The 24684-nt window shown below is 68.2% G+C and carries 21 protein-coding genes and 1 pseudogene; 18 read left to right on the forward strand and 4 right to left on the reverse strand.

Annotated elements, in window-relative coordinates; genetic code table 11:
• Positions 1 to 179 precede the first annotated feature (179 nt).
• Positions 180 to 650 carry a hypothetical protein gene (locus K7G19_RS20370; protein WP_226108842.1) on the forward strand — a complete coding sequence of 157 codons (471 nt, stop codon included), beginning with the start codon at positions 180 to 182 and terminating at the stop codon, positions 648 to 650.
• A gap of 132 nt (positions 651 to 782) precedes the next feature.
• On the forward strand, positions 783 to 1319 hold the full coding sequence (gene def / locus K7G19_RS20375; protein WP_149319035.1) for a peptide deformylase: 537 nt from the start codon (positions 783 to 785) through the stop codon (positions 1317 to 1319).
• 131 nt (positions 1320 to 1450) lie between these two features.
• Here the strand turns inward: def and K7G19_RS20380 are convergent, their stop codons facing one another.
• The 3 genes from K7G19_RS20380 to map form a co-directional block, all read right to left on the reverse strand.
• Positions 1451 to 3238 carry a pseudouridine synthase gene (locus tag K7G19_RS20380; protein ID WP_226108844.1) on the reverse strand — a complete coding sequence of 596 codons (1788 nt, stop codon included), beginning with the start codon at positions 3236 to 3238 and terminating at the stop codon, positions 1451 to 1453.
• A gap of 20 nt (positions 3239 to 3258) precedes the next feature.
• A complete protein-coding gene (locus K7G19_RS20385; protein WP_149319033.1) occupies positions 3259 to 5844 on the reverse strand; it encodes a [protein-PII] uridylyltransferase in 2586 nt (861 codons plus the stop codon).
• Between the two features lie 130 nt (positions 5845 to 5974).
• A complete protein-coding gene (gene map / locus K7G19_RS20390; RefSeq protein WP_150081601.1) occupies positions 5975 to 6793 on the reverse strand; it encodes a type I methionyl aminopeptidase in 819 nt (272 codons plus the stop codon).
• A gap of 387 nt (positions 6794 to 7180) precedes the next feature.
• Here map and rpsB point away from each other — a divergent pair, with 387 nt between their 5' ends.
• From rpsB to K7G19_RS20470, 16 genes and pseudogenes are all read left to right on the forward strand, one after another.
• Positions 7181 to 7924 (forward strand): 30S ribosomal protein S2, encoded by a 744-nt coding sequence (gene rpsB, locus K7G19_RS20395; RefSeq protein ID WP_006578103.1) that lies wholly within the window; start codon positions 7181 to 7183, stop codon positions 7922 to 7924.
• Positions 7925 to 8228: 304 nt separating this feature from the next.
• A complete protein-coding gene (gene tsf / locus K7G19_RS20400; protein WP_226108846.1) occupies positions 8229 to 9107 on the forward strand; it encodes a translation elongation factor Ts in 879 nt (292 codons plus the stop codon).
• 318 nt (positions 9108 to 9425) lie between these two features.
• Positions 9426 to 10136, forward strand: coding sequence for a UMP kinase (gene pyrH, locus K7G19_RS20405; protein WP_006578101.1), 711 nt, complete (start codon positions 9426 to 9428; stop codon positions 10134 to 10136).
• 110 nt (positions 10137 to 10246) lie between these two features.
• Complete coding sequence (gene frr, locus K7G19_RS20410) at positions 10247 to 10807, forward strand: ribosome recycling factor (protein WP_149319031.1); 561 nt, start codon at positions 10247 to 10249, stop codon at positions 10805 to 10807.
• Between the two features lie 69 nt (positions 10808 to 10876).
• The gene (locus tag K7G19_RS20415; protein WP_149319030.1) at positions 10877 to 11647 is read left to right on the forward strand and encodes an isoprenyl transferase; all 771 of its coding nucleotides are present in this window, start codon (positions 10877 to 10879) and stop codon (positions 11645 to 11647) included.
• 44 nt (positions 11648 to 11691) lie between these two features.
• Positions 11692 to 12513, forward strand: coding sequence for a phosphatidate cytidylyltransferase (locus tag K7G19_RS20420; protein ID WP_149319029.1), 822 nt, complete (start codon positions 11692 to 11694; stop codon positions 12511 to 12513).
• Between the two features lie 19 nt (positions 12514 to 12532).
• Positions 12533 to 13729 (forward strand): annotated as a pseudogene (gene ispC / locus K7G19_RS20425) (1-deoxy-D-xylulose-5-phosphate reductoisomerase); the annotation flags it as partial.
• Positions 13730 to 13809: 80 nt separating this feature from the next.
• On the forward strand, positions 13810 to 15213 hold the full coding sequence (rseP, locus tag K7G19_RS20430) for an RIP metalloprotease RseP (RefSeq protein WP_226108848.1): 1404 nt from the start codon (positions 13810 to 13812) through the stop codon (positions 15211 to 15213).
• A gap of 130 nt (positions 15214 to 15343) precedes the next feature.
• Positions 15344 to 17644 (forward strand): outer membrane protein assembly factor BamA, encoded by a 2301-nt coding sequence (bamA, locus tag K7G19_RS20435; RefSeq protein ID WP_043438778.1) that lies wholly within the window; start codon positions 15344 to 15346, stop codon positions 17642 to 17644.
• Positions 17645 to 17657: 13 nt separating this feature from the next.
• Positions 17658 to 18185: an OmpH family outer membrane protein gene (locus tag K7G19_RS20440; RefSeq protein ID WP_149319026.1), complete on the forward strand. Its 528-nt coding sequence runs from the start codon at positions 17658 to 17660 to the stop codon at positions 18183 to 18185.
• A gap of 34 nt (positions 18186 to 18219) precedes the next feature.
• On the forward strand, positions 18220 to 19326 hold the full coding sequence (lpxD, locus tag K7G19_RS20445) for a UDP-3-O-(3-hydroxymyristoyl)glucosamine N-acyltransferase (protein ID WP_226108850.1): 1107 nt from the start codon (positions 18220 to 18222) through the stop codon (positions 19324 to 19326).
• On the forward strand, positions 19323 to 19775 hold the full coding sequence (gene fabZ, locus K7G19_RS20450; protein WP_149319024.1) for a 3-hydroxyacyl-ACP dehydratase FabZ: 453 nt from the start codon (positions 19323 to 19325) through the stop codon (positions 19773 to 19775). The genes lpxD and fabZ overlap by 4 nt, the downstream gene beginning before the upstream one ends.
• A gap of 84 nt (positions 19776 to 19859) precedes the next feature.
• Positions 19860 to 20663 (forward strand): acyl-ACP--UDP-N-acetylglucosamine O-acyltransferase, encoded by an 804-nt coding sequence (lpxA, locus tag K7G19_RS20455; RefSeq protein WP_226108852.1) that lies wholly within the window; start codon positions 19860 to 19862, stop codon positions 20661 to 20663.
• Between the two features lie 107 nt (positions 20664 to 20770).
• Positions 20771 to 21904: a lipid-A-disaccharide synthase gene (gene lpxB / locus K7G19_RS20460; RefSeq protein WP_223819404.1), complete on the forward strand. Its 1134-nt coding sequence runs from the start codon at positions 20771 to 20773 to the stop codon at positions 21902 to 21904.
• A 191-nt stretch (positions 21905 to 22095) separates the two neighbouring features.
• Positions 22096 to 22851: a ribonuclease HII gene (rnhB, locus tag K7G19_RS20465; RefSeq protein ID WP_226108938.1), complete on the forward strand. Its 756-nt coding sequence runs from the start codon at positions 22096 to 22098 to the stop codon at positions 22849 to 22851.
• Between the two features lie 62 nt (positions 22852 to 22913).
• Entirely contained in the window at positions 22914 to 23693 is a 780-nt protein-coding gene (locus tag K7G19_RS20470) for an RNA methyltransferase (protein ID WP_149319021.1), read from the forward strand.
• 76 nt (positions 23694 to 23769) lie between these two features.
• Here the strand turns inward: K7G19_RS20470 and K7G19_RS20475 are convergent, their stop codons facing one another.
• Positions 23770 to 24621, reverse strand: a complete 852-nt coding sequence (locus tag K7G19_RS20475) for a pyruvate, water dikinase regulatory protein (protein WP_149319020.1) — start codon at positions 24619 to 24621, stop codon at positions 23770 to 23772.
• Positions 24622 to 24684: the final 63 nt, after the last annotated feature.

The following is a 24684-nucleotide window of genomic DNA, read 5'->3' on the forward strand; positions in this document are numbered from 1 at the left end:
GACCGCGGTCCCTGTCGCTGTCCGGTGGCGACGATGTCCAGCGACGCTGTCCAGTGAGACGGCCGATCGCGGCTCGCCAAAGCAAAGGTGCAGCGCCGAATGCGAAAGATGCGGCCACTGCTGCGCGATTAACCTCGCCGGGTTCTTCCATCACGTGTTCCTCACGACAAGGAGTCCCCATGGGTTCGATCGCCGCCGCACACCACACGCCATGCCAGGATTGGGTCGCCGTCCGCGTCAAGCTCGAGGGGCTGCGCGAAGGCTTCCAGCGCCAGCCGGCGCAGCGGCACCAGCAGGACTTCGTGTTTCGCGGGCAGCATTTCCGGCTCGAGTATGTCGCCGACACGGACGCGGGCATCCTGCAAGGCCTCAAGGCCCACAAGGGCAGCGTCGAGCGGCCCGCCGGACGGCTGGTGTGCCGGGTCTCATCCGCGCCATCGCAGGCCTCGTGGAGGGACCGCATCCGCCAGGTCGTCGCGAACCTGTTTGCGCCGCTGCTGGACATGTGGGACGGCGACAAGCAGTGGACATTCGGCTGCCCGATGCTGGAATCGCGCGCACAGGCGATGCTGCGCTATCTGGCACCCCATGTGCCGCTCGAGCGCCTGCGTTCGATCCATGTCGACGTGGACAGGATCTTTGCGGCGTGAGTGCGGATTCCGACGCGGGCGCGGACGCCGGCCGCGCCCGGAGGCGCTGGCTATAATCGACGGAATTTCGGCGGAGACCCGCCGCATGCGGCAGCCAACATCACGCCCGGCTGCCCGAGCAGAGGACGAGCAATGATTCGCGACATTCTGAAAATGGGCGACCCCCGGCTGCTGCAGGTCGCGCGCCCGGTCCAGCGCTTCAATACCCCCGAACTGCGCACGCTGATCGAGGACATGTTCGACACGATGGACCACGCCAACGGCGCCGGGCTGGCCGCGCCGCAGATCGGCGTCGACCTGCAGGTGGTGATCTTCGGCTTCGAGCGCAACCCGCGCTACCCCGATGCGCCGCAGGTGCCCAAGACCGTGCTGATCAATCCGGAGCTGACGCCGCTGTCCGACGAGATGGAGGACGGCTGGGAGGGCTGCCTGTCGGTGCCCGGGCTGCGCGGCATGGTGCCGCGCCATACCAGCCTGCGCTATACCGGCTTCGACCTGATGGGACAGCGCATCGAGCGCGTCGCCGAGGGCTTCCATGCGCGCGTGGTGCAGCACGAGTGCGACCATCTGCGCGGCATCCTGTACCCGATGCGGGTCAAGGACTTCAGCAAGTTCGGTTTTACCGAAGTGCTGTTTCCCGAGTTGAACGGGGTACAGTCGGACGACTGAGGCCCCGGGCCGTAGCTCCGGCCCTCGGCCCCTGGCCCGTCGGCCCGTCGGCCCCTGGGCGATAGGCAACGGGCGATAGCAAATTCGGTTGAAGCCGGGACCGCGCGGTGCGCCGGTCCCGGCAGCGCGCCTCAGAACTTCTCGAACGGCCCCAGGAAGCGCCACTGGCCGACCGGCAGGTCGCCCAGCACGATGCGGCCCATGCGGACGCGTTTGAGTCCGACCACCTTCAGGCCGACCTGCTCGCACATCCGGCGGATCTGCCGTTTCTTCCCTTCGCGCAGCACGAAGCGCAGCTGTTCCTCGTTCTGCCAGCTGACCTTGGCGGGCTTGAGCGGCTCGCCGTCGAGCGACAGGCCGTGGCGCAGCTTGTCCAGCCGCTCGGCGGGGAACACGGCCGACACATTGCGCTCGACCGGGCCGTCGGGCGCATCCTCCCAGACCACCCGCACCAGGTATTCCTTCTCGATGTTCGAGTCCTCGCCGATCAGCTGGCGGGCGATGCGGCCGTCCTGCGTCAGCACCAGCAGGCCCGTGGAATCGATATCGAGGCGTCCGGCCGGTGCCAGGCCCTTGTGCTGCCAGGGCGCAAAGCGCTTGCGGGTCGGATCGTTTTCCCACTGGTTCTCGGCGGTGAACAGCGCGGCCGCCGGCTGATAGCCTTCCTCGGCCTGGCCGGACACATAGCCGACCGGCTTGTGCAGCAGCACCGTGACGCGCTCGCCTTGCTCGGAGCGGGCGGCCTGCTGGATCTCGATGGTCGCGTCCGGGCGGATGCGCGTGCCCAGCTCGGTCACGGGCTTGCCGTCGACCAGCACCCAGCCGCGCGGAATCCATTCGTCGGCCTCGCGGCGCGAGCACAGGCCCAACTCGGACATCCGCTTGGACAGGCGCACCAGACCGTCGGACTCGTGCGCCGCGCCGGCGGCATGGGCGTTCGACGGCGGGCGGGCCGGGCTGCGGGTGGGGGTGGCGCGCGGTGCGTCGTATGCCGCGGCGTGCGGCACGTTGCTGCGCGCGCGGGCGCCGCCCGGTTTGGGCGCGCGGCCGGTGCCGGCGCCGAAGCCGGAGCGGGCCGGGCGCATGTCGCCGGCTTCCGCCTGCGGACGGCGGGGACGATCGCGCGATTCGGCCGATGCCGGGTGCGGCGGACGATCGCCGCGCTCGGTCGGACGGGGGCGCTGACCGCGCTCGCCGCGCTCACTGCGATCGCCCGCGAATTCGCGACGCGGCCCGGCGCCGGGGCGCGCGCCGCGGTCGGTGCGTTCGCCACGCTCGGTCGGACGGCCACGGGGATCGCGCTCGCCGCGATCGGCACCGAACTCGCGGCGCGGGGCGGTGCCCGGACCGCCGCTGCGTTCGGTGCGCTCGCCGCGCTCGAAGCGCGCCGGCCGCTCGGTGCGCTCGCCACGATCGAAGCGCTGCGGGCCTTCGGTACGCGGGCCGCGCTCGAAGCGCTGTGGGCGCTCGGTACGTTCGCCGCGCTCGAAACGCGGCGGCCGCTCGGTGCGCTCGCCGCGCTCCCCGTGCTCGAAGCGCTGTGGGCGCTCGGTACGTTCGCCGCGTTCCCCTCGCTCGCTGCGCTCGCCCCAGCGCGCCGGCCGTTCGCGCGCTTCGTCGCCGAAACGACGCGGCCCGCGTTCCTCGGTGCCGAAACGGCGCGGTCCGCGCTCGTCGCTGCTTGGCCGACGCAGGCCGCGTCCTTCCGGCGCCGGGCGGGCGCCGCCTGGTTTGCGCGGCTTGCCAGTGGCGTCGGCGCGTTGCTGCGCGGCGCGCACGCCTTCGGCCACCGTCTGGACGCGGCGCCGGTTCAGGTCGGATACGCGTACCGGCCGGGTGGCGCCGCTCTTGCGCGCGGGACTGGCGGCCGCGGACTTCAGTCCCAAGGTCTTGCGCTTGGGGGAGGGTTGATCGCTCATGGTTTCAATGGTGTCGCGGCTCAGATTTCCAGCGCCGCGAGCAGGTCCTGTTCAAGCTGGATTTCGAGCCGGTTGTCGGCGGCGAGGCGGCTGCCGTCAACGAGGAACATGTCCTCGACCCGTTCGCCCAGCGTGTTGATGCGTGCGGTATGCACGGAGATATGGTGGCGGCCCAGCACGCGGGCGATCGCGTACAGCAGGCCGGTGCGGTCGTTGGCCGACAGTTCGAGCAGGAAGTACTGGCCGCGCTCGTCGGGCCGCAGATCGACGCGCGGCTTGATCGGGAAGCTGCGCGACTGGCGCGACAGCCGGCCCTGCGACGGCTCCGGCAGCGGCGCCTGCTGCGCCAGCCGCTCGCACAGCTCGTGCTCGACCAGCGCGATGATGTCGCGGTACGTCTCGCGCCCGCCGCCGACGACGCCTGGATCGAACACCTGGAAGGTATCCAGCGCGTAGCCATGCCGCGTGGTATGGATCTTCGCCTCCTGGATCGAGAAGCCCTTGCGCTCGAAATAGCCGCAGATGCGCGCGAACAGGTCGGGCTGATCCTTGGCGTAGACGGCGACCTGCAGCCCCTCGCCGGCAGGCGACACGCGCGCCTTGACCACCGGCTGCTCGCTGTCGACGCGGTGGGCGAGATGGCGGGTCAGCCAGGCGATGTCGCGCGCGTCGTGGCGCAGGAAGAAGGCCACGTCCAGCCGTTCCCACAGCGCCTCGGCGCGGGCCGGGTCGAAGGCCTGCAGCCGCAGCGCGGCGATGGTTTCCTCGCGCCGCTGCGCCCACAGCGAATGCGGATCGACGCGCGCGCCGCCGAGCACGCGCAGCGTGATGCGGTACAGGTCCTCCAGCAGCTTGCCCTTCCACGCGTTCCAGACCTTGGGACTGGTGCCGCGGATATCGGCCACCGTCAGCAGATACAGTGCGGTCAGATAGCGTTCGTTGCCGACCACGCGGGCGAAGGCATGGACCACCTCGGGGTCGGTCATGTCCTGCTTCTGCGCGACATGGCTCATGGTCAGGTGATGCTCGACCAGCCAGGCGATCAGGTTGGCGTCCTCGCGCGCGATGCCGTGCTGGCGGCAGAAGCGGCGCGCATCGGCGGTGCCGAGCTTGGAGTGGTCGCCGCCACGGCCTTTGGCGATATCGTGGAACAGCGCCGCCAGCCACAGCACCCAAGGCTTGTCGAAGTTCGCCATCAGCTGGCTGCAGAACGGGAACTCGTGGGTGTGCTCGACGATGGCGAACCGCCGCATGTTGCGCACGACCATCAGGATGTGCTGGTCCACGGTATAGACGTGGAACAGGTCGTGCTGCATCTGGCCGACGATGCGCCGGAAGTTGATCAGGTAGCGGCCGAGCACGCTGGTCTGGTTCATCAGCCGCAGCGCGTGCGTGATGCCCTGGGGCTCCTGGATGATCGCCAGGAACTGCTGGCGGTTGACCGGATCGTTGCGCCAGCGCGCGTCCATCACGGTGCGCGCGTTGTACAGCCCGCGCAGCGTGCGCGGCGACAGGCCCTTGACGCCCGGCGTGCGCTCGTACAGCAGGAACGTTTCGAGGATCGCGTGCGGATTGCGTTCGTACAGGTCGTCGCTGGTGATTTCCAGCATGCCCTGGCGCTCGACGAAACGCTCGTTGAGCACGCGCGTGACCTTCGACTCGCTGGGGAACAGCATCGCCTCGATATTGAGCAGCAGCACGCTGTTGAGCTGGGTCACCGCCTTGGCGGCCCAGTAGTAGCGCCGCATCAGCTGCTCGCTGGCGCGCTTGTTGGCGTTCTGCCGATAGCCGAAGGCCTCGGCCAGCGCGGTCTGCAGGTCGAACACCAGCACGTCCTGGCGGCGTCCGGCCAGCAGGTGCAGGCGGGCGCGGATGGTCTTGAGCAGGCGCTCGTTGCGCGTCAGTTCCTGCGCCTCGCGCTCGGTCAGCAGGCCCTTGTCGCGCAGCTCCTTCCAGCTGTCGCCGTAGCCCGCCGCCTGCGTCATCCACAGGATCACCTGCAGGTCGCGCAGGCCCCCCGGGCTTTCCTTGCAGTTCGGCTCGAGCGCGTAGGGCGTGTCCTGGTACTTGGCGTGGCGCTGGCGCAGTTCGAGCAGCTTGGCCTGGAAGAAGGCGCGCGGGTCCAGCTCGGCGCGATAGCGCGCCTGCAGCTCGGCGAACAGCGTGCGGTTGCCCGTTACCAGCCGGGCCTCGAGCAGCGCGGTGCGGATGGTCACGTCGGCGCGCGCCTCGCGCAGGCAATCGTCGACCGTGCGTACCGACGACCCGATTTCCAGCCCCAGGTCCCAGCACAGGCCGATGAACTTCTCCATGCGGCCGACGGTGTCGGCGTCCGGCTCGGCCGGCAACAGCAGCAGCACGTCGACGTCCGAATGCGGAAACAGCTCGCCGCGGCCATAGCCGCCCACGGCCACCAGCGCCATCCCGGCCGGCAGCCCGAGGCCGCGCCAGCATTCGACCAGTGCGTGGTCGACCGCCTGGCGCAGCCGCGTCAGCAGCGTGCCGACCTGGCCGCCGCCGGTGAAGGCGTCGAACAGCGCCTGCTTGCCGGCCTTGAGCCGGTCGCGCACGCGCGTGGCAAGCAGCAGTTCCGGGGACGAATCCATGGCTGGGACGGGTTGGGTCGACATGGGTGAAGGAGGCGCAGGTGGCGGCGAGGGCGGTGGCGACGTATGTCGGTGAACGGCGAATCGGCGCGGCCCAAACGACAGGGGCGCCTCCCGGCGCCCCCTGCAATCAGGCCGCGAGCGTGTCGGTGATGAAGGCGGGCGGCGCCTGCGTGCCGGCCGAGACGGTCAGCACCTCGTAGCCGGTGTCGGTCACCAGCACGGTGTGTTCCCATTGCGCCGACAGGCTGCGGTCGCGCGTCTTGACCGTCCACTGGTCGGGCATCGTGCGGATGTCGCGCTTGCCGGCGTTGATCATCGGCTCGATCGTGAAGATCATGCCGGCCTGCAGCTCCATGCCGGTGCCCGGGCGGCCGTAGTGCAGGATCTGCGGGTCCTCGTGGAAGTTCTTGCCGATGCCGTGGCCGCAGTATTCGCGCACCACGCTGTAGCCGGCCGCCTCGGCGTGCTGCTGGATCACGTGGCCGATATCGCCGAGCCTGGCGCCCGGGCGCACTTGGGCGATGCCCTTCCACATGCATTCGAAGGTCACCTGGGTCAGGCGCTTGGCCAGGATCGAGCCCTCGCCGACGATGAACATCCGGCTGGTGTCGCCGTAATAGCCTTCCTTGGTGATCACCGTGATGTCCAGGTTCACCGCGTCGCCATTCTTCAGCACGCGATCGCCCGGGATGCCATGGCAGATCACGTCGTTGACCGAGGTGCAGATCGCGCCGGGGAAGGGCGGATAGCCGGGGGGCGCATAGTTCAGCGGCGCAGGCACCGTGCCTTGTACGTCACGCATATAGGCGTGGCACAGGCGGTCGAGCTCGCCGGTGGTGACGCCGGGCTTCACGAACGGCGTGATGTAGTCGAGGACTTCACTGGCCAGCCGGCAGGCGACGCGCATCTGGGCGATGTCTTCGGCGGTCTTCAAATGGATGCTCATGCTGCGACGCGGAAAAAGTGTCACGGGCGCCAAGTGGGGTTGGCGCCCGTTTCTGGATTGTCAAACCGGGATTATCGCACCATCGGGGGCCCGCCGCACCCCGCGGCGGCGAGAAGCCGGCGCCGCACCGTCGCGGTGCCACCAGGATGGGCGGCCTCCGGCGGACTTGAGCGATGGCCGGGATGTTGCTACAATCGCGGGCTCGCTTGGCTTCGCCTCGCTTCACGGAGTCCTGACGTCAGGATTTCGGAGATGCGCGACGGCGGTCCGGGCGGGTGCGGATGGCGCAGTCTGCCACGTCCGCGAAATCGCGAGTCCGCCCATCCGGGGTGTTCCTGTTCAGGAATGTCGGGGCGGACTTCAGACCGAACCCTTTTGGAGAATTCAATGTCCGTCACCATGCGTGAAATGCTGGAAGCCGGTTGCCACTTCGGCCACCAGACCCGCTTCTGGAACCCCAAGATGGCCCCGTTCATCTTCGGCCATCGCAACAAGATCCACATCATCAACCTGGAAAAGACGCTGCCGATGTTCCAGGACGCGCTGAAGTATGTGCGTCAGCTGGCAGCGAATCGCGGCACCATCCTGTTCGTCGGCACCAAGCGCCAGTCGCGCGAGATCCTGGCCGAGGAAGCGGGCCGTGCCGGCATGCCCTACGTCGACGCCCGCTGGCTCGGCGGCATGCTGACCAACTTCAAGACGGTCAAGATCTCGATCAAGCGCCTGAAGGACATGGAAGCCGCCAAGGAAGCCGGCGCGCTGGACACCATGAGCAAGAAGGAAGCGCTGATGTTCGAGCGCGAGATGGAAAAGCTCGAGAAGTCGATCGGCGGCATCAAGGACATGGGCGGCATCCCTGACGCGATCTTCGTGGTCGACGTCGGCTACCACAAGATTGCCGTGACCGAAGCCAACAAGCTGGGCATTCCGGTGATCGGCGTGGTCGATACCAACCACTCGCCGGACGGCATCGACTATGTGATCCCGGGCAACGACGACTCGAGCAAGGCAGTCGCGCTGTACGTGCGCGGCGTCGCCGACGCGATCCTGGAAGGCCGCGCCAACGCGGTGCAGGACGTGGTCGAAGCGGTCCGCGGCAGCGACGACTTCGTCGAAGTCGAGGAAGCCTGAGGTCGGGCCCGCCTGCAGGCGGGACGGCCCGGACGGCCCTGACGGACCCGTGGCGCGCGGCGGCATCGCCGGCCGCGCGACCACCAGAAAAGGGGGCGACATGGTACGCCCCCTTTTTTGAATGCGCGCGGTTCGCGCGCGCCCGGCAACGGGCAGCAAGCAGCAAGCAGACAGGAATGATTGTCATCCGGCGTGGCTACGATCACGGCGGGTGAGTCTTTGAACACCACGCAGCCGGCCGCGGCGCGGGACTTCCAGGTCCGGCGGAACCGGGGCGGGGCGTGAACCAATCAAGGAGTGACAAATGGCGGCAATTACCGCAAGCATGGTGGCTGAACTGCGCGCGAAGACCGACGCGCCGATGATGGAGTGCAAGAAGGCCCTGACCGAGGCCGACGGCGACCTGGCCAAGGCCGAGGAGCTGCTGCGCGTCAAGCTGGGCAACAAGGCCAGCAAGGCCGCTTCGCGCGTGACCGCCGAAGGCGTGGTCGCTGCCTTCATCGACGGCACCACCGGTGCGCTGGTCGAACTGAACTGCGAGACCGATTTCGTCTCGAAGAACGACGACTTCCTGGGCTTCTCGGCCAAGGTCGCCGAGCTGGTCGCCAGGCAGAACCCGGCCGACGTGGCCGCGCTGTCGGCGCTGCCGCTGGACGGCCAGACCGTCGACCAGGTCCGTGCGGCGCTGATCGGCAAGATCGGCGAGAACATGACGATCCGCCGTTTCGCCCGCTATGCCGGCGGCGGCAAGCTGGTCTCGTACCTGCACGGCACCCGTATCGGCGTGATGGTCGAGTTCGACGGCGATGAAGTCGCCGCCAAGGACGTCGCCATGCACATCGCCGCGATGAAGCCGGTGGCGCTGTCGTCGGCCGACGTGCCGGCCGATCTGATCGCCAAGGAGCGCAGCATCGCCGAGCAGAAGGCTGCCGAGTCGGGCAAGCCGGCCGAGATCACCGCCAAGATGGTGGAAGGCTCGGTGCAGAAGTACCTGAAGGAAGTCTCGCTGCTGAACCAGCCGTTCGTGAAGAACGACAAGCAGACCGTCGAACAGATGCTCAAGGCCGCCAACACCACGGTCAAGGGCTTCACGCTGTACGTGGTCGGCGAGGGCATCGAGAAGCGCCAGGACGACTTCGCTGCCGAAGTGGCCGCGCAGGTCGCCGCCGCGCAGAAGGGCTGATATCCCGGGCGGGAGGCAGGCGCCGGTCTGGCGCCATGACGGCCCGCCGTATAATCCCGAGGGGCACCGCGAGGTGCCCCTCGGCACAAGAAGAGAGAACAATGGCGCGTGCCGCCCGAACGGCCGGCGCATGCGTCCAGCGCGTCGGTCTCGAAGCCGGCCGCGGAGCCCGTTTTCGCCGTCGCCCGTTTTGACTGGCATCGCCCCTTCGGGCCTGCCGACGCGCCCGGGCCACGGGGAAAGCCGGCTTGGTCCCGGCGGCATCCGCCCTCCGGGGCAAGGCCCAGATCGAAGACTCGAACCAGCCCGAGGGTGAATATGCCAGCCTACAAGCGCGTCCTTCTGAAACTGTCCGGTGAGGCCCTGATGGGCGACGATGCCTTCGGCATCAACCGGTCCACGATCGAAGGCATGGTCAATGATATTGCCGAGATCGTGAAGCTCGGCGTGCAGGTGGCAGTGGTGATCGGCGGCGGCAACATCTTCCGCGGCGTCGCCGGCGGCGCCGCCGGCATGGACCGCGCGACCGCCGACTACATGGGCATGCTGGCCACGATGATGAACGCGCTGGCGCTGCAGGACGCGATGCGGCACGCCAATATCGAGGGCCGGGTCCAATCGGCGCTGCGCATGGACCAGGTGGTGGAGCCCTATATCCGCCCCCGCGCGATCCGCCAGCTGGAAGAGGGCAAGGTGGTGATCTTCGCCGCCGGCACCGGCAACCCGTTCTTCACCACCGATACCGCGGCCGCGCTGCGCGGCTCCGAGATCGGCGCCGAGGTGGTGCTCAAGGCCACCAAGGTCGACGGCGTCTATACCGCAGATCCGAAGAAGGATCCCAGCGCCACGCGCTACACCACGATCAGCTTCGACGAGGCGATCTCCCGCAATCTGCAGGTGATGGACGCCACCGCCTTCGCGCTGTGCCGCGACCAGAAGCTGCCGATCAAGGTGTTCTCGATCGTCAAGCCGGGCGCGCTCAAGCGCGTGATCCTGGGCGAGGACGAGGGTACGCTGGTCCACGTTTGAGCCGCCGTGCGGGGCCGCCGCGAGGTGGCGCACGCAACGGCACAGAGTAGAATGATTCGTTTTCGGCCCCGCCCGCCGGGGTCATGGCAGCCAGTTTTCCGGAGGTTATGATGAGCGTCGCCGACATCAAGAAGAGCGCCGAGCAGAAGATGCAGAAGACCATCGAAGCGTTCAAGGCCGATCTGGCCAAGATCCGCACGGGTCGTGCCCACACCGGTCTGCTCGACCATGTCCAGGTCGAATACTACGGTTCGCCGGTGCCCATCAGCCAGGTCGCCAATATCGGCCTGGCCGATGCCCGCACCATCAGCGTGCAGCCGTGGGAAAAGAAGATGGTCGGCGCGGTCGAGAAGGCCATCCGCGACGCCGACCTGGGCCTGAACCCCGCCACCATGGGCGAGGTCATCCGCGTGCCGATGCCGCCGCTGACCGAGGAGCGCCGCAAGGAGCTGACCAAGGTCGTCAAGGGCGAGGGCGAGAGCGCCAAGGTGGCGGTGCGCAATCTGCGCCGCGACGCGAACGAACAGTTCAAGAAGCTGGTCAAGGACAAGAGCATCTCGGAAGACGACGAGCGTCGTGGCCAGGACGAGGTGCAGAAGCTGACCGACCGCTATGTCGCCGAGATCGACAAGCTGGTCGCCGAGAAGGACAAGGAGATCATGACGGTCTGAGCCGCGGCGCCGCTCGCCAGTCCCGCCGTGGGCTGGCGCGGCGACGCCGTCGGGGACCCGTCCACCACCATGCACATCAGTTCCACACTCGCCATCCCCGAAACCGGTTACGTACCGGCCCACGTCGCCATCATCATGGATGGCAACGGGCGCTGGGCCACGCAGCGGCATCTGCCGCGGGTCGCCGGCCATAGCCGCGGCCTGGATGCGGTACGTACCGTGGTGGAGGCGTGCGCGGTGCGAGGGGTCAAGTACCTGACGCTGTTCGCCTTCAGTTCCGAAAACTGGCGGCGGCCGGCCGACGAGGTCACCTTCCTGATGCGGCTGTTCATGATGTCGCTGCGGCGCGAGGTGGTGAAGATGCACGCCAACAATATCCGCCTGAAGGTGGTTGGCGATCTGAGCCGCTTCAGCCCGCGCATCCAGCAGCTGATCGCCGACGCCGAGCGCCGCACCGCGGGCAATACCGGCCTGACGGTGACCATCGCCGCCAATTACGGCGGCCGCTGGGACCTGCTGCAGGCGGTGCGCAAGATGCTGCTTCAGCAGCCGATGCTCGACCCCTCGACGATCGAGGAATCGACGCTGGCGCCGCACTTGGCGATGGCCTACGCGCCGGAGCCGGACCTGTTCATCCGCACCGGCGGGGAACAGCGCATCAGCAATTTCCTGCTGTGGCAGCTGGCCTATTCCGAGCTCTATTTCACCGACGTGTTCTGGCCCGACTTCGACGCGGCCGAACTGGACAAGGCGTTCGCCTCGTACCGGCAGCGCGAACGGCGTTTCGGCCGCACCAGCGCGCAGGTCGTGGCGCCGTCCGGGCTGTCCGGCACCGCCTGAGCGGGCCGGCCGCTCGCCATCGAACCAACCGGGACTCGCAGCGCATGCTTCTTACCCGTGTCATCACCGCCCTGTGCCTGTTGCTGCTGATCCTGCCGATCCTGTTCCTGGCGCCGCCCGCGGCGCTGGCCGGCCTGATGGCGGTGATCGTGGCGCTGGCCGCCTGGGAATTCGGCCGCCTGCTCGGCCTGCGCGGCGCGGGCCCGTGGATCTACGCGATCGCCTGCGTGGTCGCGATGATCGCCTGGCATGACCTGCCCGCGCGCGGCGCCATGCTGTGGCTGATGCAGGCCGCGGTGGTCGCCTGGGGCGTCGCCATCGTGCTGCTGGCGCGCGGCGTGCGCAAGGCCACGCCGGCCTTCGCGATCGTTGCCGGCCTGGTCGGCCTGGTGATCCTGCCCGCCTTCGGCCATGCCGCGATGCTGCTGCGCGGCCTCGGCGTGGGCGTGCTGCTGTCGGCCGCGGCGCTGGTCTGGGCCGCCGATATCGGCGCCTATTTCGTCGGCAAGGCGATCGGCCGCCGCAAGCTGGCGCCGTCGATCAGCCCCGGCAAGTCGTGGGAGGGCGCGATCGGCGGCTGGCTGTTCGCGCTCGCCGTGGCGCTGTCGCTGGCGGCCACCCACGCCTTCGCGCCGACCTGGTTCGATCGTGTGGCCGACCGCAACGGCCTGCTGGTGGTGGCGCTGCTGACCACGCTGATGGTGATCGCCAGCGTGGTGGGCGACCTGTTCGAATCGCTGCTCAAGCGGCAGGTCGGCAAGAAGGACAGCAGCCGGCTGCTGCCCGGCCACGGTGGCGTGCTCGACCGCATCGACGCGCTGCTGCCGGTGCTGCCGCTGGCCGCGCTGCTGATCCTGTATCTCTGATTTTCCCCAGGCCTCTTTCATGCGTCGCATTACCGTCCTAGGCGCCACCGGCTCGATCGGCGACAGCACGCTGGACGTGATCCGGCGCCATCCCGAGCGCTACGCCGTGCATGCGCTGACCGCGCATCGCCAGATCGACAAGCTGGCCGAGCGCTGCGCCGAGTTCCGCCCGGCGCGGGCGGTGGTCGGCAGCGAGAGCGCGGCGGCCGAACTGCGCGAGCGGCTGCGCGTGGCCGGCGTGGGCACCGAGGTGCTGCACGGCGACGCGGCGCTGGCCGAGGTCGCCGCCGATGGCGAGGCCGATACCGTGATGGCCGCCATCGTCGGCGCCGCCGGGCTGCGGCCGACGCTGGCCGCGGCGCGGGCCGGCAAACGCGTGCTGCTGGCCAACAAGGAGGCGCTGGTGATGTCCGGCGCCATCTTCATGGACGCGGTGCGCGAGCACGGCGCGACGCTGCTGCCGATCGACAGCGAGCACAACGCGATCTTCCAGTGCCTGCCGTTCGACGATCCGCGCTATCGGGCCGGCGTCGCCCGCGTGGTGCTGACCGCCTCGGGCGGGCCGTTCCGCACGCGCGATCCGGCCTCGCTGCACGACATTTCCCCCGACGAGGCCTGCGCCCATCCGAACTGGGTGATGGGGCGCAAGATCTCGGTCGATTCGGCGACGATGATGAACAAGGGCCTCGAGGTGATCGAGGCCCACTGGCTGTTCGGCGCGCCGGCCGAGCGCATCGAGGTGCTGATCCACCCGCAGAGCATCGTCCATTCGATGGTCGCGTACGCCGACGGCTCGGTGCTGGCGCAGCTGGGCAACCCCGACATGCGCACGCCGATCGCCTATGGGCTGGCCTATCCCGAGCGCATCGACGCCGGCGTCTCGCCGCTGGACCTCGTCGCGGCCGGCACGCTGGCCTTCGAGACGCCGGACCTGCAGCGCTTCCCGTGCCTGGCGCTGGCCTTCGATGCGCTGCGCGCCGGCGGGGTGGCACCGGCGGTGCTGAACGCCGCCAACGAGATCGCGGTCGACAGCTTCCTGCAGGGCGCGATCCGCTTCACCGATATCGCCGGCGTTGTCGCGCGGGTGCTCGAGCAGGGACCGCGCCATGCGGCCGATTCGCTCGACGCCGTGCTGCAGGCCGATCAGCAGGCCCGCGCGCTGGCCCGGACGCTGGTGCAGGCGGGCGGGCGGGCAAGTGCCGGCGCGAGGGCGGGTGCCAACGTCGGCACCAGCGCCGGCAACAACGCGGGCACCAACGCCGGCGCGGCCACGCCGAGCTGAACCGGACCGCCGCCATGCAGACCATCCTCGCCTTCATCGTTGCGCTCGGCATCCTGATCTACGTGCACGAGATGGGCCACTACCTGGCCGCGCGCGCCTGCGGCGTCAAGGTGCTGCGTTTCTCGATCGGCTTCGGCCGTCCGCTGCTGCGCTGGGTCTCGCGCCATCGCGACCGCACCGAATGGACGCTGGCGGCGATTCCGCTGGGCGGCTACGTCAAGATGCTCGACGAGCGCGAACGCGATCCCGAGCGCGATCCTCCCTTCGATCCGGCCGATCTGCCGCGCGCCTTCAACCGGCAGCCGGTCGGCAAGCGCATCGCCATCGTCGCGGCCGGGCCGGTCGCCAATTTCCTGCTGGCGATCGTGCTGTATTTCACGCTGTTCGCCGGCGGCATGCAGGAGCCCGCGCCGGTGCTGGCCGCTCCGGTCGCCGGTACGGCCGCGGCGCAGGCGGGCGTGCGCGACGGCGACCGCGTGCTCGCGCTGAGCGCCAACGACGAGACCGAGACGGTGCGCTCGTGGAACGATCTGCGCATGGCCGTGATGGCGCAGGGCTTCGACGGTGCCGGCGCGGTGCTGCGCGTGCGCGGGGCCGACGGCGCCGAGCGCGACCTGACCATTGCGCGGCTGCCCAATACCGGCGGCGATCCGCAGCGCGATCCGCTGGCCACGCTGGGGCTCGCGCTCAAGGGCGGGCCGGTGACGATCAGGGAGGTATTGCCCGATTCGGCCGCCGAACGCGCGGGCCTGCGCGCCGGCGACCGCGTGCTGGCGTGGCAGGGCGAGCCGATCCGCCAGGCCGATCAGCTGATCCGCGCGGTGCGCGCGAATCCGGGCGCGCAGGCGACGCTGTCGATCGAACGCGAAGGCCGGACGCTGCAGGTGCCGGTCAAGGTCGACGCGGTGCCGGCCGAGGGCGAAGGGCCGGGCGAGGGCGGCAGCAAGGCCGCCACGGCCGGCAAGCTCGGCGCCGCGCTGACGCAGGCGGTGCAGATGGAGACCGTGCGCGATGCCCCGCTGCAGGCGCTGGTCCGTGCCGGACAGCAGGTGTGGGACACCAGCGTGCTGTCGCTGAAGCTGCTCGGCCGCATGCTGATCGGCCAGGCTTCGCTGCAGAACCTCAGCGGTCCGCTGACCGTCGCCGACTACGCGGGCAAGGCCGCGAACCTCGGCTGGCAACCGTTCGTCGGCTTCCTGGCGCTGGTCAGCGTCAGCCTCGGCGTATTGAATTTGTTACCCATTCCGGTATTGGACGGGGGGCATTTGCTGTATTATTGCGTTGAATTTTTGACTGGCAGGCCCGTTCCAGACCACTGGCAGGCTGTGCTGCAGAAGGTCGGCATTGCCTGCATCTTGCTCCTGACTTCGCTCGCCTTGTTCAACGACGTCAGCCGCCTGTTTCTCGCGCGCAGCTAGAATCCGGTGCGCAACGACGTAGCGGCGTGCTGTGGCACCGGCCACGGCGTACCGTTGCGGACCTCGTCGCGAGGCCGCCCGGCGAAGCATCAGAGCCCAATCCTGCATGGAATCAAAGAGGGGATCAAGATTGATCAGACATAAGCGCATCTCGCTTAGCATGCTGGCGAGTGCCATCATCGCGGCCTGGGCACCGGCGGGCTGGGCCGCGGATCCGTTTGTGGTCAGGGATATTCGGGTTGAAGGTCTGCAGCGGGTAGAACCCGGCACGGTCTTCGGCTATCTGCCAGTCAAGGTAGGCGAGACCTTCACCGACGACAAGGGCGCCGACGCGATCCGCGCGCTCTACAACACCGGCTTCTTCAAGGACGTGCAGATCCGCGCCGAGGATGGCGTGCTGGTCGTCCACGTCGAGGAACGCCCGGCCATCTCGCAGCTCGAGTTCGTCGGCATCAAGGAATTCGACAAGGACACGCTGCGCCGTTCGCTGCGGGCCGTCGGCGTGGCCGAGGCGCGCTACTACGACCGCGCGCTGATCGACAAGGCCGAGCAGGAACTGAAGCGCCAGTACGTCGCGCGCGGCTACTACGCGGCCGAGGTGCAGACCACGATCACGCCGGTGGACCGCAACCGCGTCTCCGTCGTGTTCAACGTCGACGAAGGCCCGATCGCCAAGATCCGGCAGATCAATATCGTCGGCAACAAGGCCTTCAAGGAAGGCACGCTGCGCGACGAGATGCAGCTGTCCACGCCGAACTGGCTGTCCTGGTACACCAAGAACGACCTGTACTCGAAGCAGAAGCTGACGGCCGACCTGGAGGCGCTGCGCTCGTTCTACCTGAACCGCGGCTATCTCGAGTTCGCGATCGAATCGACCCAGGTGTCGATCACGCCGGACAAGAAGGACATCTACCTGACGCTGAACATCAAGGAAGGCGACCAGTACAAGGTGTCCGACATCCGCCTCGCCGGCGAGCTGCTCGGCAAGCAGGAAGAAATGGAGAAGCTGCTGACCCTGAAGAAGGGCGACATCTTCTCGTCGGAAAAGCTGACGCAGAGCACCAAGGCCATCACCGACCTGATGGGCACCTACGGCTATGCGTTCACCACCATCAATCCGCAGCCGCAGATCGACCGCGAGAAGCGCGAGGTCGCGCTGACGCTGATGGTCGACCCGGGCCGCCGCGTCTACGTGCGCCGCGTCAACGTGGTCGGCAACAGCAAGACCCGCGACGAGGTGGTGCGCCGCGAGATGCGCCAGATGGAAAGCTCGTGGTTCGACAGCGAGAAGCTGACGCAATCGCAGGCCCGCATCAACCGCACCGGCTACTTCACCGACACCAACATCACCACCGAGGACGTGCCGGGCGCGCCCGATCAGGTCGATGTGAACGTCAACGTCACCGAGAAGCCGACCGGCCAGATCAGCCTGGGCATGGGCTTCTCGTCGACCGACAAGCTCGTGCTGCAGGCCGGCCTGCGCCAGGACAACGTGTTCGGTTCGGGTACCAGCCTGGGCCTGGACGTCAACACCGCGAAGTCGTTCCGCACGATTGCCCTGACGCAGTACGACCCGTATTTCACCGTCGACGGCATCAGCCGCTCCACCGACATCTACTACCGGACCTCGCGCCCGCTGTACTACATCGGCGACCAGGACTACCGGATCGTGTCGACCGGCGGCGGCTTCAAGTTCGGCGTGCCGTTCTCCGAGAACGACACGGTGTTCTTCGGCATCGGCTACGAGCGGACCGAGCTGACGGTGTCGAACAACACGCCGATCCAGTACCAGCGCTGGGTGCGCGAAAACGGCGACGTCACCAACAACTTCCCGTTCACGATCGGCTGGGCGCGCGATCGCCGCGACAGCGCGCTGATCCCGACCAAGGGTCCGTACACGCAGGCCAACCTCGAAGTCGGCCTGCCCGGCATCGGCGATACGCAGTACTACCGCGCCACGCTGCAGCAGCAGTACTACTATCCGCTGTCGAAGGCCTTCACGCTGGCGTTCAACGGCGAGATCGCCTACGGCCACGGCTACGCCGGCAAGGACTTCCCGGTCTTCAAGTACTTCTACGCCGGCGGTATCGGCTCGGTGCGCGGCTACCAGACCAGCACGCTGGGCCCGAAGGACCAGAACGGCAACCCGATCGGTGGTGCCTCGAAGGTGATCGGCAACGTCGAATTCATCTTCCCGCTGCCGGGCTCCGGCGTGGACCGCACGCTGCGGCTCTTTACGTTCTTTGATTTCGGTAACGTGTACCAGGAAGGCGAGGCGCCGCGCTTCAGCGATCTGCGGTATTCGACCGGCCTCGGCCTGTCGTGGCTGTCGCCGATCGGTCCGCTGAAGGTCAGCGTGGGCTTCCCGCTCAAGCGCGAAGAGGGCGACCGCACCCAGCGCTTCCAGTTCCAGATCGGTACCGCGTTCTGACAGAGGTCGATTCATGAAAAATACAACCCGCATCATCCAATCGTTTGCCGTCGCCGCCGCGGCGGCGGCCGCACTGGCGGTGGCCGCGCCCGCCGGCGCTCAGGAAACCCGCATTGCCGCCGTCAATTCCGAGCGCATCCTGCGCGATTCGCAGCCTGCCAAGCAGGCCCAGGTCAAGCTGGAGCAGGAGTTCTCCAAGCGCGACCGCGAGCTGCAGGACATGGCCCAGAAGATCAAGGGCATGGCCGACCGGCTCGACAAGGACACCGCCGTGCTGGCGGACGCCGACCGCCAGCGCCGCCAGCGCGAGCTGGCCGATCTGGACCGCGAATTCCAGCGCAAGCAGCGCGAGTTCCGCGAGGACCTGAACCAGCGCCGCAACGAGGAACTGGCGCAGGTGCTCGAGCGCGCCAACCGCGTGATCCGGCAACTGGCGGAGCAGCGCAAGTACGATCTGATCGTGCAGGAAGCCGTCTACGTCAATCCGCGCATCGACATCACCGACGATGTGATGAAGGCCCTGAACGCCGGCGGCAAGTAAGCCGTCCGCGTTCGTCGTTCCAGGAAGTACCGCGATGAAGACACCCACACTGGGTCAGCTCGCCACGGACACCGGCGCGCAAGTTGTGGGTGATCCCACGCTGGCCGTGCGCGGCCTCGCGCCGCTCGATCAGGCCGGGGAAGGGCAGCTGTCCTTCCTGTCCAATCCGCTGTATCTGCCGCAGGCGCTGACCTCGTCGGCCGCCGCGGTGATCGTCTCGCCGGCCGACCTCGAGCGCATCCGCGAGCAGGGCCACGCCGACGGCCGCAACTGGCTGGTCGCGCGCAATCCCTACGTCTGCTTCGCCCGCATCGCGCAGCAGTTCGACCGCGCCGCCAACCACGACCCGCGCACCGGCATCGATCCGCGCGCCAGCGTCGCCGACGATGCGGTGGTCCCCGCCTCCTGCTATATCGGCCCCAATGTCGTGATCGAAGCCGGCGCCCGGCTCGGCGAGCGCGTGCGCGTGCTGGCCAACACCTATATCGGCGCGGGCGCGCAGATCGGCGACGACACGCTGCTGTACGCCAACGTATCGATCTATCACCGCTGCGTGGTCGGGCAACGCTGCATCGTCCACAGCGGCGCGGTGATCGGCGCCGACGGTTTCGGTTTTGCGCCGGACATCCGCCCGGACGGCGTCGAATACGTCAAGATTCCGCAGACCGGCCGCGCGGTGCTTGGCGACGATGTCGAGATCGGCGCCAACACCGCGGTCGACCGCGGCGCGATGGGCGACACCGTGATCGAGGAAGGCTGCAAGATCGACAACCAGGTCCAGATCGCGCATAACGTGCGCGTCGGCGCCCACACCGTGATCGCCGGCTGCGCCGCGGTGGCCGGCAGCACCCGGATCGGCCGCTTCTGCATGATCGGCGGCTCGGCCAATTTCGCCGGCCATCTGCAGATCGCCGATCGCACCACGGTATCAGGCGGGACCTCGATCACCAAATCGATCGCCAGGCCGGGCCAGCACTTCACCAGCGTGTTTCCCTTCCTGCCGCATGCCGACTGGGAGCGCAACGCCGCCATCGTGCGGGGGCTGTCCAAGCTGCGCGAGCGCGTGATGCAGCTGGAGAAGCGCCTGCGCGGGCAGGGCCCGGACGCCACGACAAAGAATACGGAAGAGAAATCATCATGACCGCCACCGACATCGACATCCGCCAGATCCTGAAGCTGTTGCCGCATCGCTACCCGATCCTGCTGGTGGACCGCGTGCTCGAGTTCGAGCCGCAGAAGCGCATCAAGACGCTGAAGAACGTCACCATCAACGAGCCGTACTTCCAGGGGCATTTCCCCGGCGCGCCGGTGATGCCGGGCGTGATGATCCTCGAAGCGCTGGCGCAGTCGGCCGGCCTGCTGACCTTCGGCGCCGACATGGAGCGCAAGGAAGGCTCGCTGTACTACTTCGTCGGCATCGACGGCGCCCGCTTCAAGCAGGTGGTCTATCCGGGCGACCAGCTGCATATGCATGTCTCGGTCGAACGCTATATCCGCGGCATCTGGAAATTCAAGGCCTACGCGACTGTCGAAGACAAGGTCGCCTGCGAGGCCGAACTGATGTGCACCGTCAAGCAGGCCGACGCCTGAAGACACGGCGCCAGGCGCCGTCTTGACGCGGCGTCCGCCACGGCGGACGCGCCGCCCACCCCAAGATCGATAGGACTTTCACGCATGACGCAAATCCATCCCACCGCCCTGGTCGACCCGAAGGCCGAACTGGCGGCCGACGTCAGCGTCGGACCGTTTTCCATCGTCGGTCCCCATGTGCGGATCGGCAGCGGTACCGTGATCGGTGCGCATACCACGATCGAAGGCCATACCACCGTCGGCGCGGACAACCGCATCGGGCCGTACGCCTCGGTCGGCGGCGCGCCGCAGGACATGAAGTACCGCGACGAGCCGACCCGGCTGGTGATCGGCGACCGCAACCGCATCCGCGAATTCACCACGATCCATACCGGCACGGTGCAGGACGAGGGCGTGACCAGCATCGGCAACGACAACTGGATCATGGCGTACGTGCATATCGCGCACGATTGCCGCGTCGGCAACCACACCGTGTTCTCGAGCAATGCGCAGATCGCCGGCCACGTGCAGGTCGGCGACTGGGCCATCCTCGGCGGCATGAGCGGGGTGCACCAGTTCGTGCGCATCGGCGACCATGCGATGCTGGGCGGCGCCTCGGCGCTGGTGCAGGACGTGCCGCCGTTCGTGATCGCGGCCAGCGACAAGAACGGCAACAAGGCCACGCCGCACGGCATCAACGTCGAAGGGCTGCGCCGCCGCGGTTTCGACGCCGGCCAGATCGCCGCGCTGCGCCAGGCCTACAAGCTGCTGTACAAGTCGGACCTGGGCTTCGACCAGGCCCAGGCCGAGATCGGCCAGATGCTGTCCCAGGCCGATGCGAGCACCGCCGTGCCGCTGCGCGCCTTCCTCGACTTCATCGCCGCGACCAAGCGCGGCATCGTGCGCTGAAGCCCGGCGTCGCCATGGCCGACGCGAAAATGCAGCCGATTCCGGTATTCGAATCCCAGGCCGCCGCGGCCCCGTCGGCGCTGTCCGACCTGCGTGGCGAGATTGCGATGGTGGCCGGCGAGGCCTCGGGCGACCTGCTTGCCTCGCTGCTGTTGTCGGGGCTGCGGGCCCGGCTCGGCGACGCGGTGTCCTACTCGGGCATCGGCGGCGCGCGCATGATGTCGCAGGGCTTCGTCTCCCATTGGCCGATGGAGACCCTGTCGGTCAACGGCTATGTCGAGGTGCTGGGCTCGCTGCGCGAGATTCTCGCCACGCGGCGCGCGATCCGCGACAGGCTGCTGGCCGATCCGCCGCTGTGCTTCATCGGCGTCGACGCGCCCGACTTCAATTTCGGCCTGGAGGTGCCGCTGCGCCGCGCCGGCATCCCGGTCGTGCACTTCGTCAGCCCGTCGATCTGGGCCTGGCGGGGCGGGCGCATCCGCACCATCGCGAAAGCCGTCGACCATATCCTCTGCCTGTTCCCGTTCGAGCCCGAGATCTACGCCAAGGCCGGCATCGCCGCGACCTATGTCGGCCATCCGCTGGCCGACGTGATTCCGATGGTGCCCGACGTCGACGGCGCGCGCGCCAGGCTGGGCCTGCTGCCCGGGCGCCGCGTGGTGGCGGTGCTGCCGGGAAGCCGGCAGTCCGAGGTCCGGCACCTGGGCGCGACGTTCTTCGCCGCGATGGCGCAGATGCGGCAGATGGACAACGCGCTGGCCTTCGTGGTGCCGGCCGCCAATGCGTCGCTGCGGGCCGTGATCGAATCGCATGCCAGCGAATATCCCGAACTCGATGTCACCATCGTCGACGGCCAGTCGCACCTGGCGATGGAGGCGGCCGACGTGGTGCTGCTCGCCAGCGGCACCGCGACGCTGGAGGCGGCGCTGTACAAGAAGCCGATGGTAATTTCGTACAAGGTGCCCTGGCTGACCGCGCAGATCATGAAGCGGCAGGGCTATTTGCCCTATGTCGGCCTGCCGAATATCCTGTCGGGACGCTTCGTCGTTCCGGAGCTGCTGCAGGACGACGCCACGCCCGAGGCGCTGGCGCGCGAGACGCTGCTGCAGCTGAACGACCAGGACAACACCGCCTTCCTGTACGAGCACTTTACGCAGATGCACCAGACCCTGCGCCGCAATACCGCCGATATCGCCGCCGACGTGGTGGTCGATCTGCTGCGCAGCCGGAGGGCCGGCTGATGGCGCGGCTGCCTGCGCGCAATCCCGGCAGCGGTGCCGCCGCCGGAACTGCCACTGGCGCCGCCAAGGCCGGCAAGGCCGTCGCGAAGACCAGGGCCGCCACGGCCGCGAAGGCAACGAGGCCCGGCAAGGCCGCCAAGGCCGCCGCCGCCGAGGCGCAGCTGGGCCTGTCGCTGTCGCCCGCCGCGGCGATGGCGCAGCGGCTGTGCGGCGTCGACGAGGCCGGACGCGGGCCGCTGGCCGGTCCGGTGTTTGCCGCCGCGGTGGTGCTCGATCCGGCCCGGCCGATCGAGGGCCTGGCCGACTCCAAGATCCTGACCGCGGCCCGGCGCGAGGCGCTGTTCGACGAGATCCGCTCGCGCGCGATGGCCTGGCATATCGCCTTTGCCACGGTCGAGGAGATCGACACGCTGAACATCCTGCACGCGACGATGCTGGCGATGCAACGCGCGGTCCACGGCCTGGCCGCCTGCGGCATCTCGCCGGACCTGGTGCAGGTCGACGGCAACCGCTGCCCGCACGTGCCGTATCCGGTCGAGGCGGTCATCAAGGGCGATGCCACCGTGCAGGCGATCTCGGCGGCATCGATCCTCGCCAAGGTCGCCCGCGATCGCGAACTGGTCGCGCTGCACGCGCAATATCCCGAATACGGCTTCGACAGCCACGTCGGCTACGGCACGCCGCAGCATCTGCTGGCGCTGGCGCGCTTCGGCGCCACGCCGCATCACCGCCGCTCGTTCGCGCCCGTGCGCGAGGCCCTGCTGCGCGGGCCGTTGGGCGCCGACGCCATGCTGCTGGTCGGCGAGCTGGACGGGGCGGCCGCGGGACTGCGGCCTTCGCCGGACGAACTGGCCGAGACCATCGATGCCTTCGACGCGCTCGATGCGATGGAAGCGATCGACGACGCCATCGGCGCGGCCGTCAGCCCCGGGCCGGCGCTGTCCTGAGCCGCTGCGGCATAACTTGGCGGCATAACCCTGCGGCATAACGTAGAACCACGTGGATTAACGTGAAGCACGTCAGCTCGCGCGACAACGCGCTGTTCAAGCATCTGAAGGCCCTGACCGGCTCGACCCATCAGCGGCGCAAGGCCGGCCAGTCGGTACTGGACGGCGTGCATCTGGCCGACGCCTATCTGGCTGCGCTCGGCCAGCCGGTCAGCTGCGTGGTGTCCGAGCGCCATCTCGATCATCCCGAGGTCGCCGCGCTGCTGGCCCGCATCGACGAGCAGCGCGTCGTGGTGCTGGCGGACGCGCTGTTCGCGCAGATCACCGGCGTGGTCAACGGCATTGACCTGATGCTGGTGATCGATACCCCGGCGGGCCATCTGCCCGCGCGCATCGACACCGACTGCATCGTGCTGGACGGCGTGCAGGATGCCGGCAACGTCGGCTCGATCCTGCGCAGCGCCGCGGCGGCCGGCATCCAGCATGCGTTCCTCGGTACCGGCTGCGCCTTCGCGTGGTCGACGAAGACGCTGCGCGCGGCGATGGGCGCCAACTTCCACCTGAATATCGTCGAGCACTGCACGGTCGAGATGCTGGCGCCGCGGCTCGCGGTGCCGCTGCTGGCGACCTCGTCGCACGCGGATGCGGCGCTGTTCGATACGGACCTGCGCGGGCCGGTCGGCTGGGTGGTCGGCAACGAAGGGGCGGGGGTCAGCGCGCAATGGATGGCGCTGGTGCAGCGCACGGTCGGGATTCCGCAGCCCGGCGGGCTCGAATCGCTGAACGTCGCCGCGGCTACCGCGGTGTGCCTGTTCGAGGCGGTGCGGCAGCGGCGGGGCTAGGGCGCCTCGTCGGCGTCGAGACTCGGCTGCTCCCCTCTACCGCAGGGGCGGGAGAGGGAGGCAACCCAATGGCCGATCAATAATTGTCCCGATCGACCTTGATCTCCTGCAGGATCGTGGTGGCGATTTCCTCGATCGACTTGTGCGTCGACGACAGCCATTTGATCCCCTCGCGGCGCATCATGATCTCGGCTTCGTTGACCTCATAGCGGCAATTTTCCAGCGAGGCGTATTTGCTGCCGGGACGGCGCTCATTGCGGATTTCCGACAGCCGCTGCGGGTCGATCGACAGGCCGAAGATTTTCGGCTTGAAATCGTACAGCGCGGACGGCAGCTTGCCGCGTTCGAAATCGTCGGGGATCAGCGGGTAATTGGCCGCCTTCAGGCCATATTGCATCGCCAGATACAGGCTGGTCGGGGTCTTGCCGCTGCGCGAGACGCCCACCAGGATCACGTCGGCCTCGGCCAGATTCTTGTGCGACTGGCCGTCGTCGTGGGCCAGCGAGAAATTGATGGCCTCGATCCGGTTCTTGTACGCCTCGGTATCGGCATTCTGGTGAAAGCGCCCGATCGCATGGGTCGATTTCAGGCCCAATTCCTTTTCGAGCGGCTCGATAAAGGTCTGGAACATGTCCAGAATCATGCCCTTGGCGCGGCGCAGCGCCTTGTTCGACTCGGCATTGACCAGCGTGGTGAAGACGATCGGCGGAACGCCTTCGGCATGGAAGGCCTCGTTGATCTTGCCGACCGCCATATGCGCCTTTTCCGGCGTATCGATGAAGGGCATTCGCACCTTGCGAAAGCGCATCTCGAACTGGGCCAGGATCGAATGACTGAAAGTTTCGGCGGTGATCCCGGTGCCGTCCGAGACGATAAATACGGTGCGGACGGCGGGCTTGTCGGCGCGCGGCGCGGCGGGGGAATCCATGTCTGAACAATTATTTGGGGCCTGCCGCACGCGAAAGTGCGGTGCGGCACGGTAGAATAGCGG

This window comes from Cupriavidus sp. DB3, assembly GCF_020418465.1.
GTDB lineage: Bacteria > Pseudomonadota > Gammaproteobacteria > Burkholderiales > Burkholderiaceae > Cupriavidus > Cupriavidus cauae.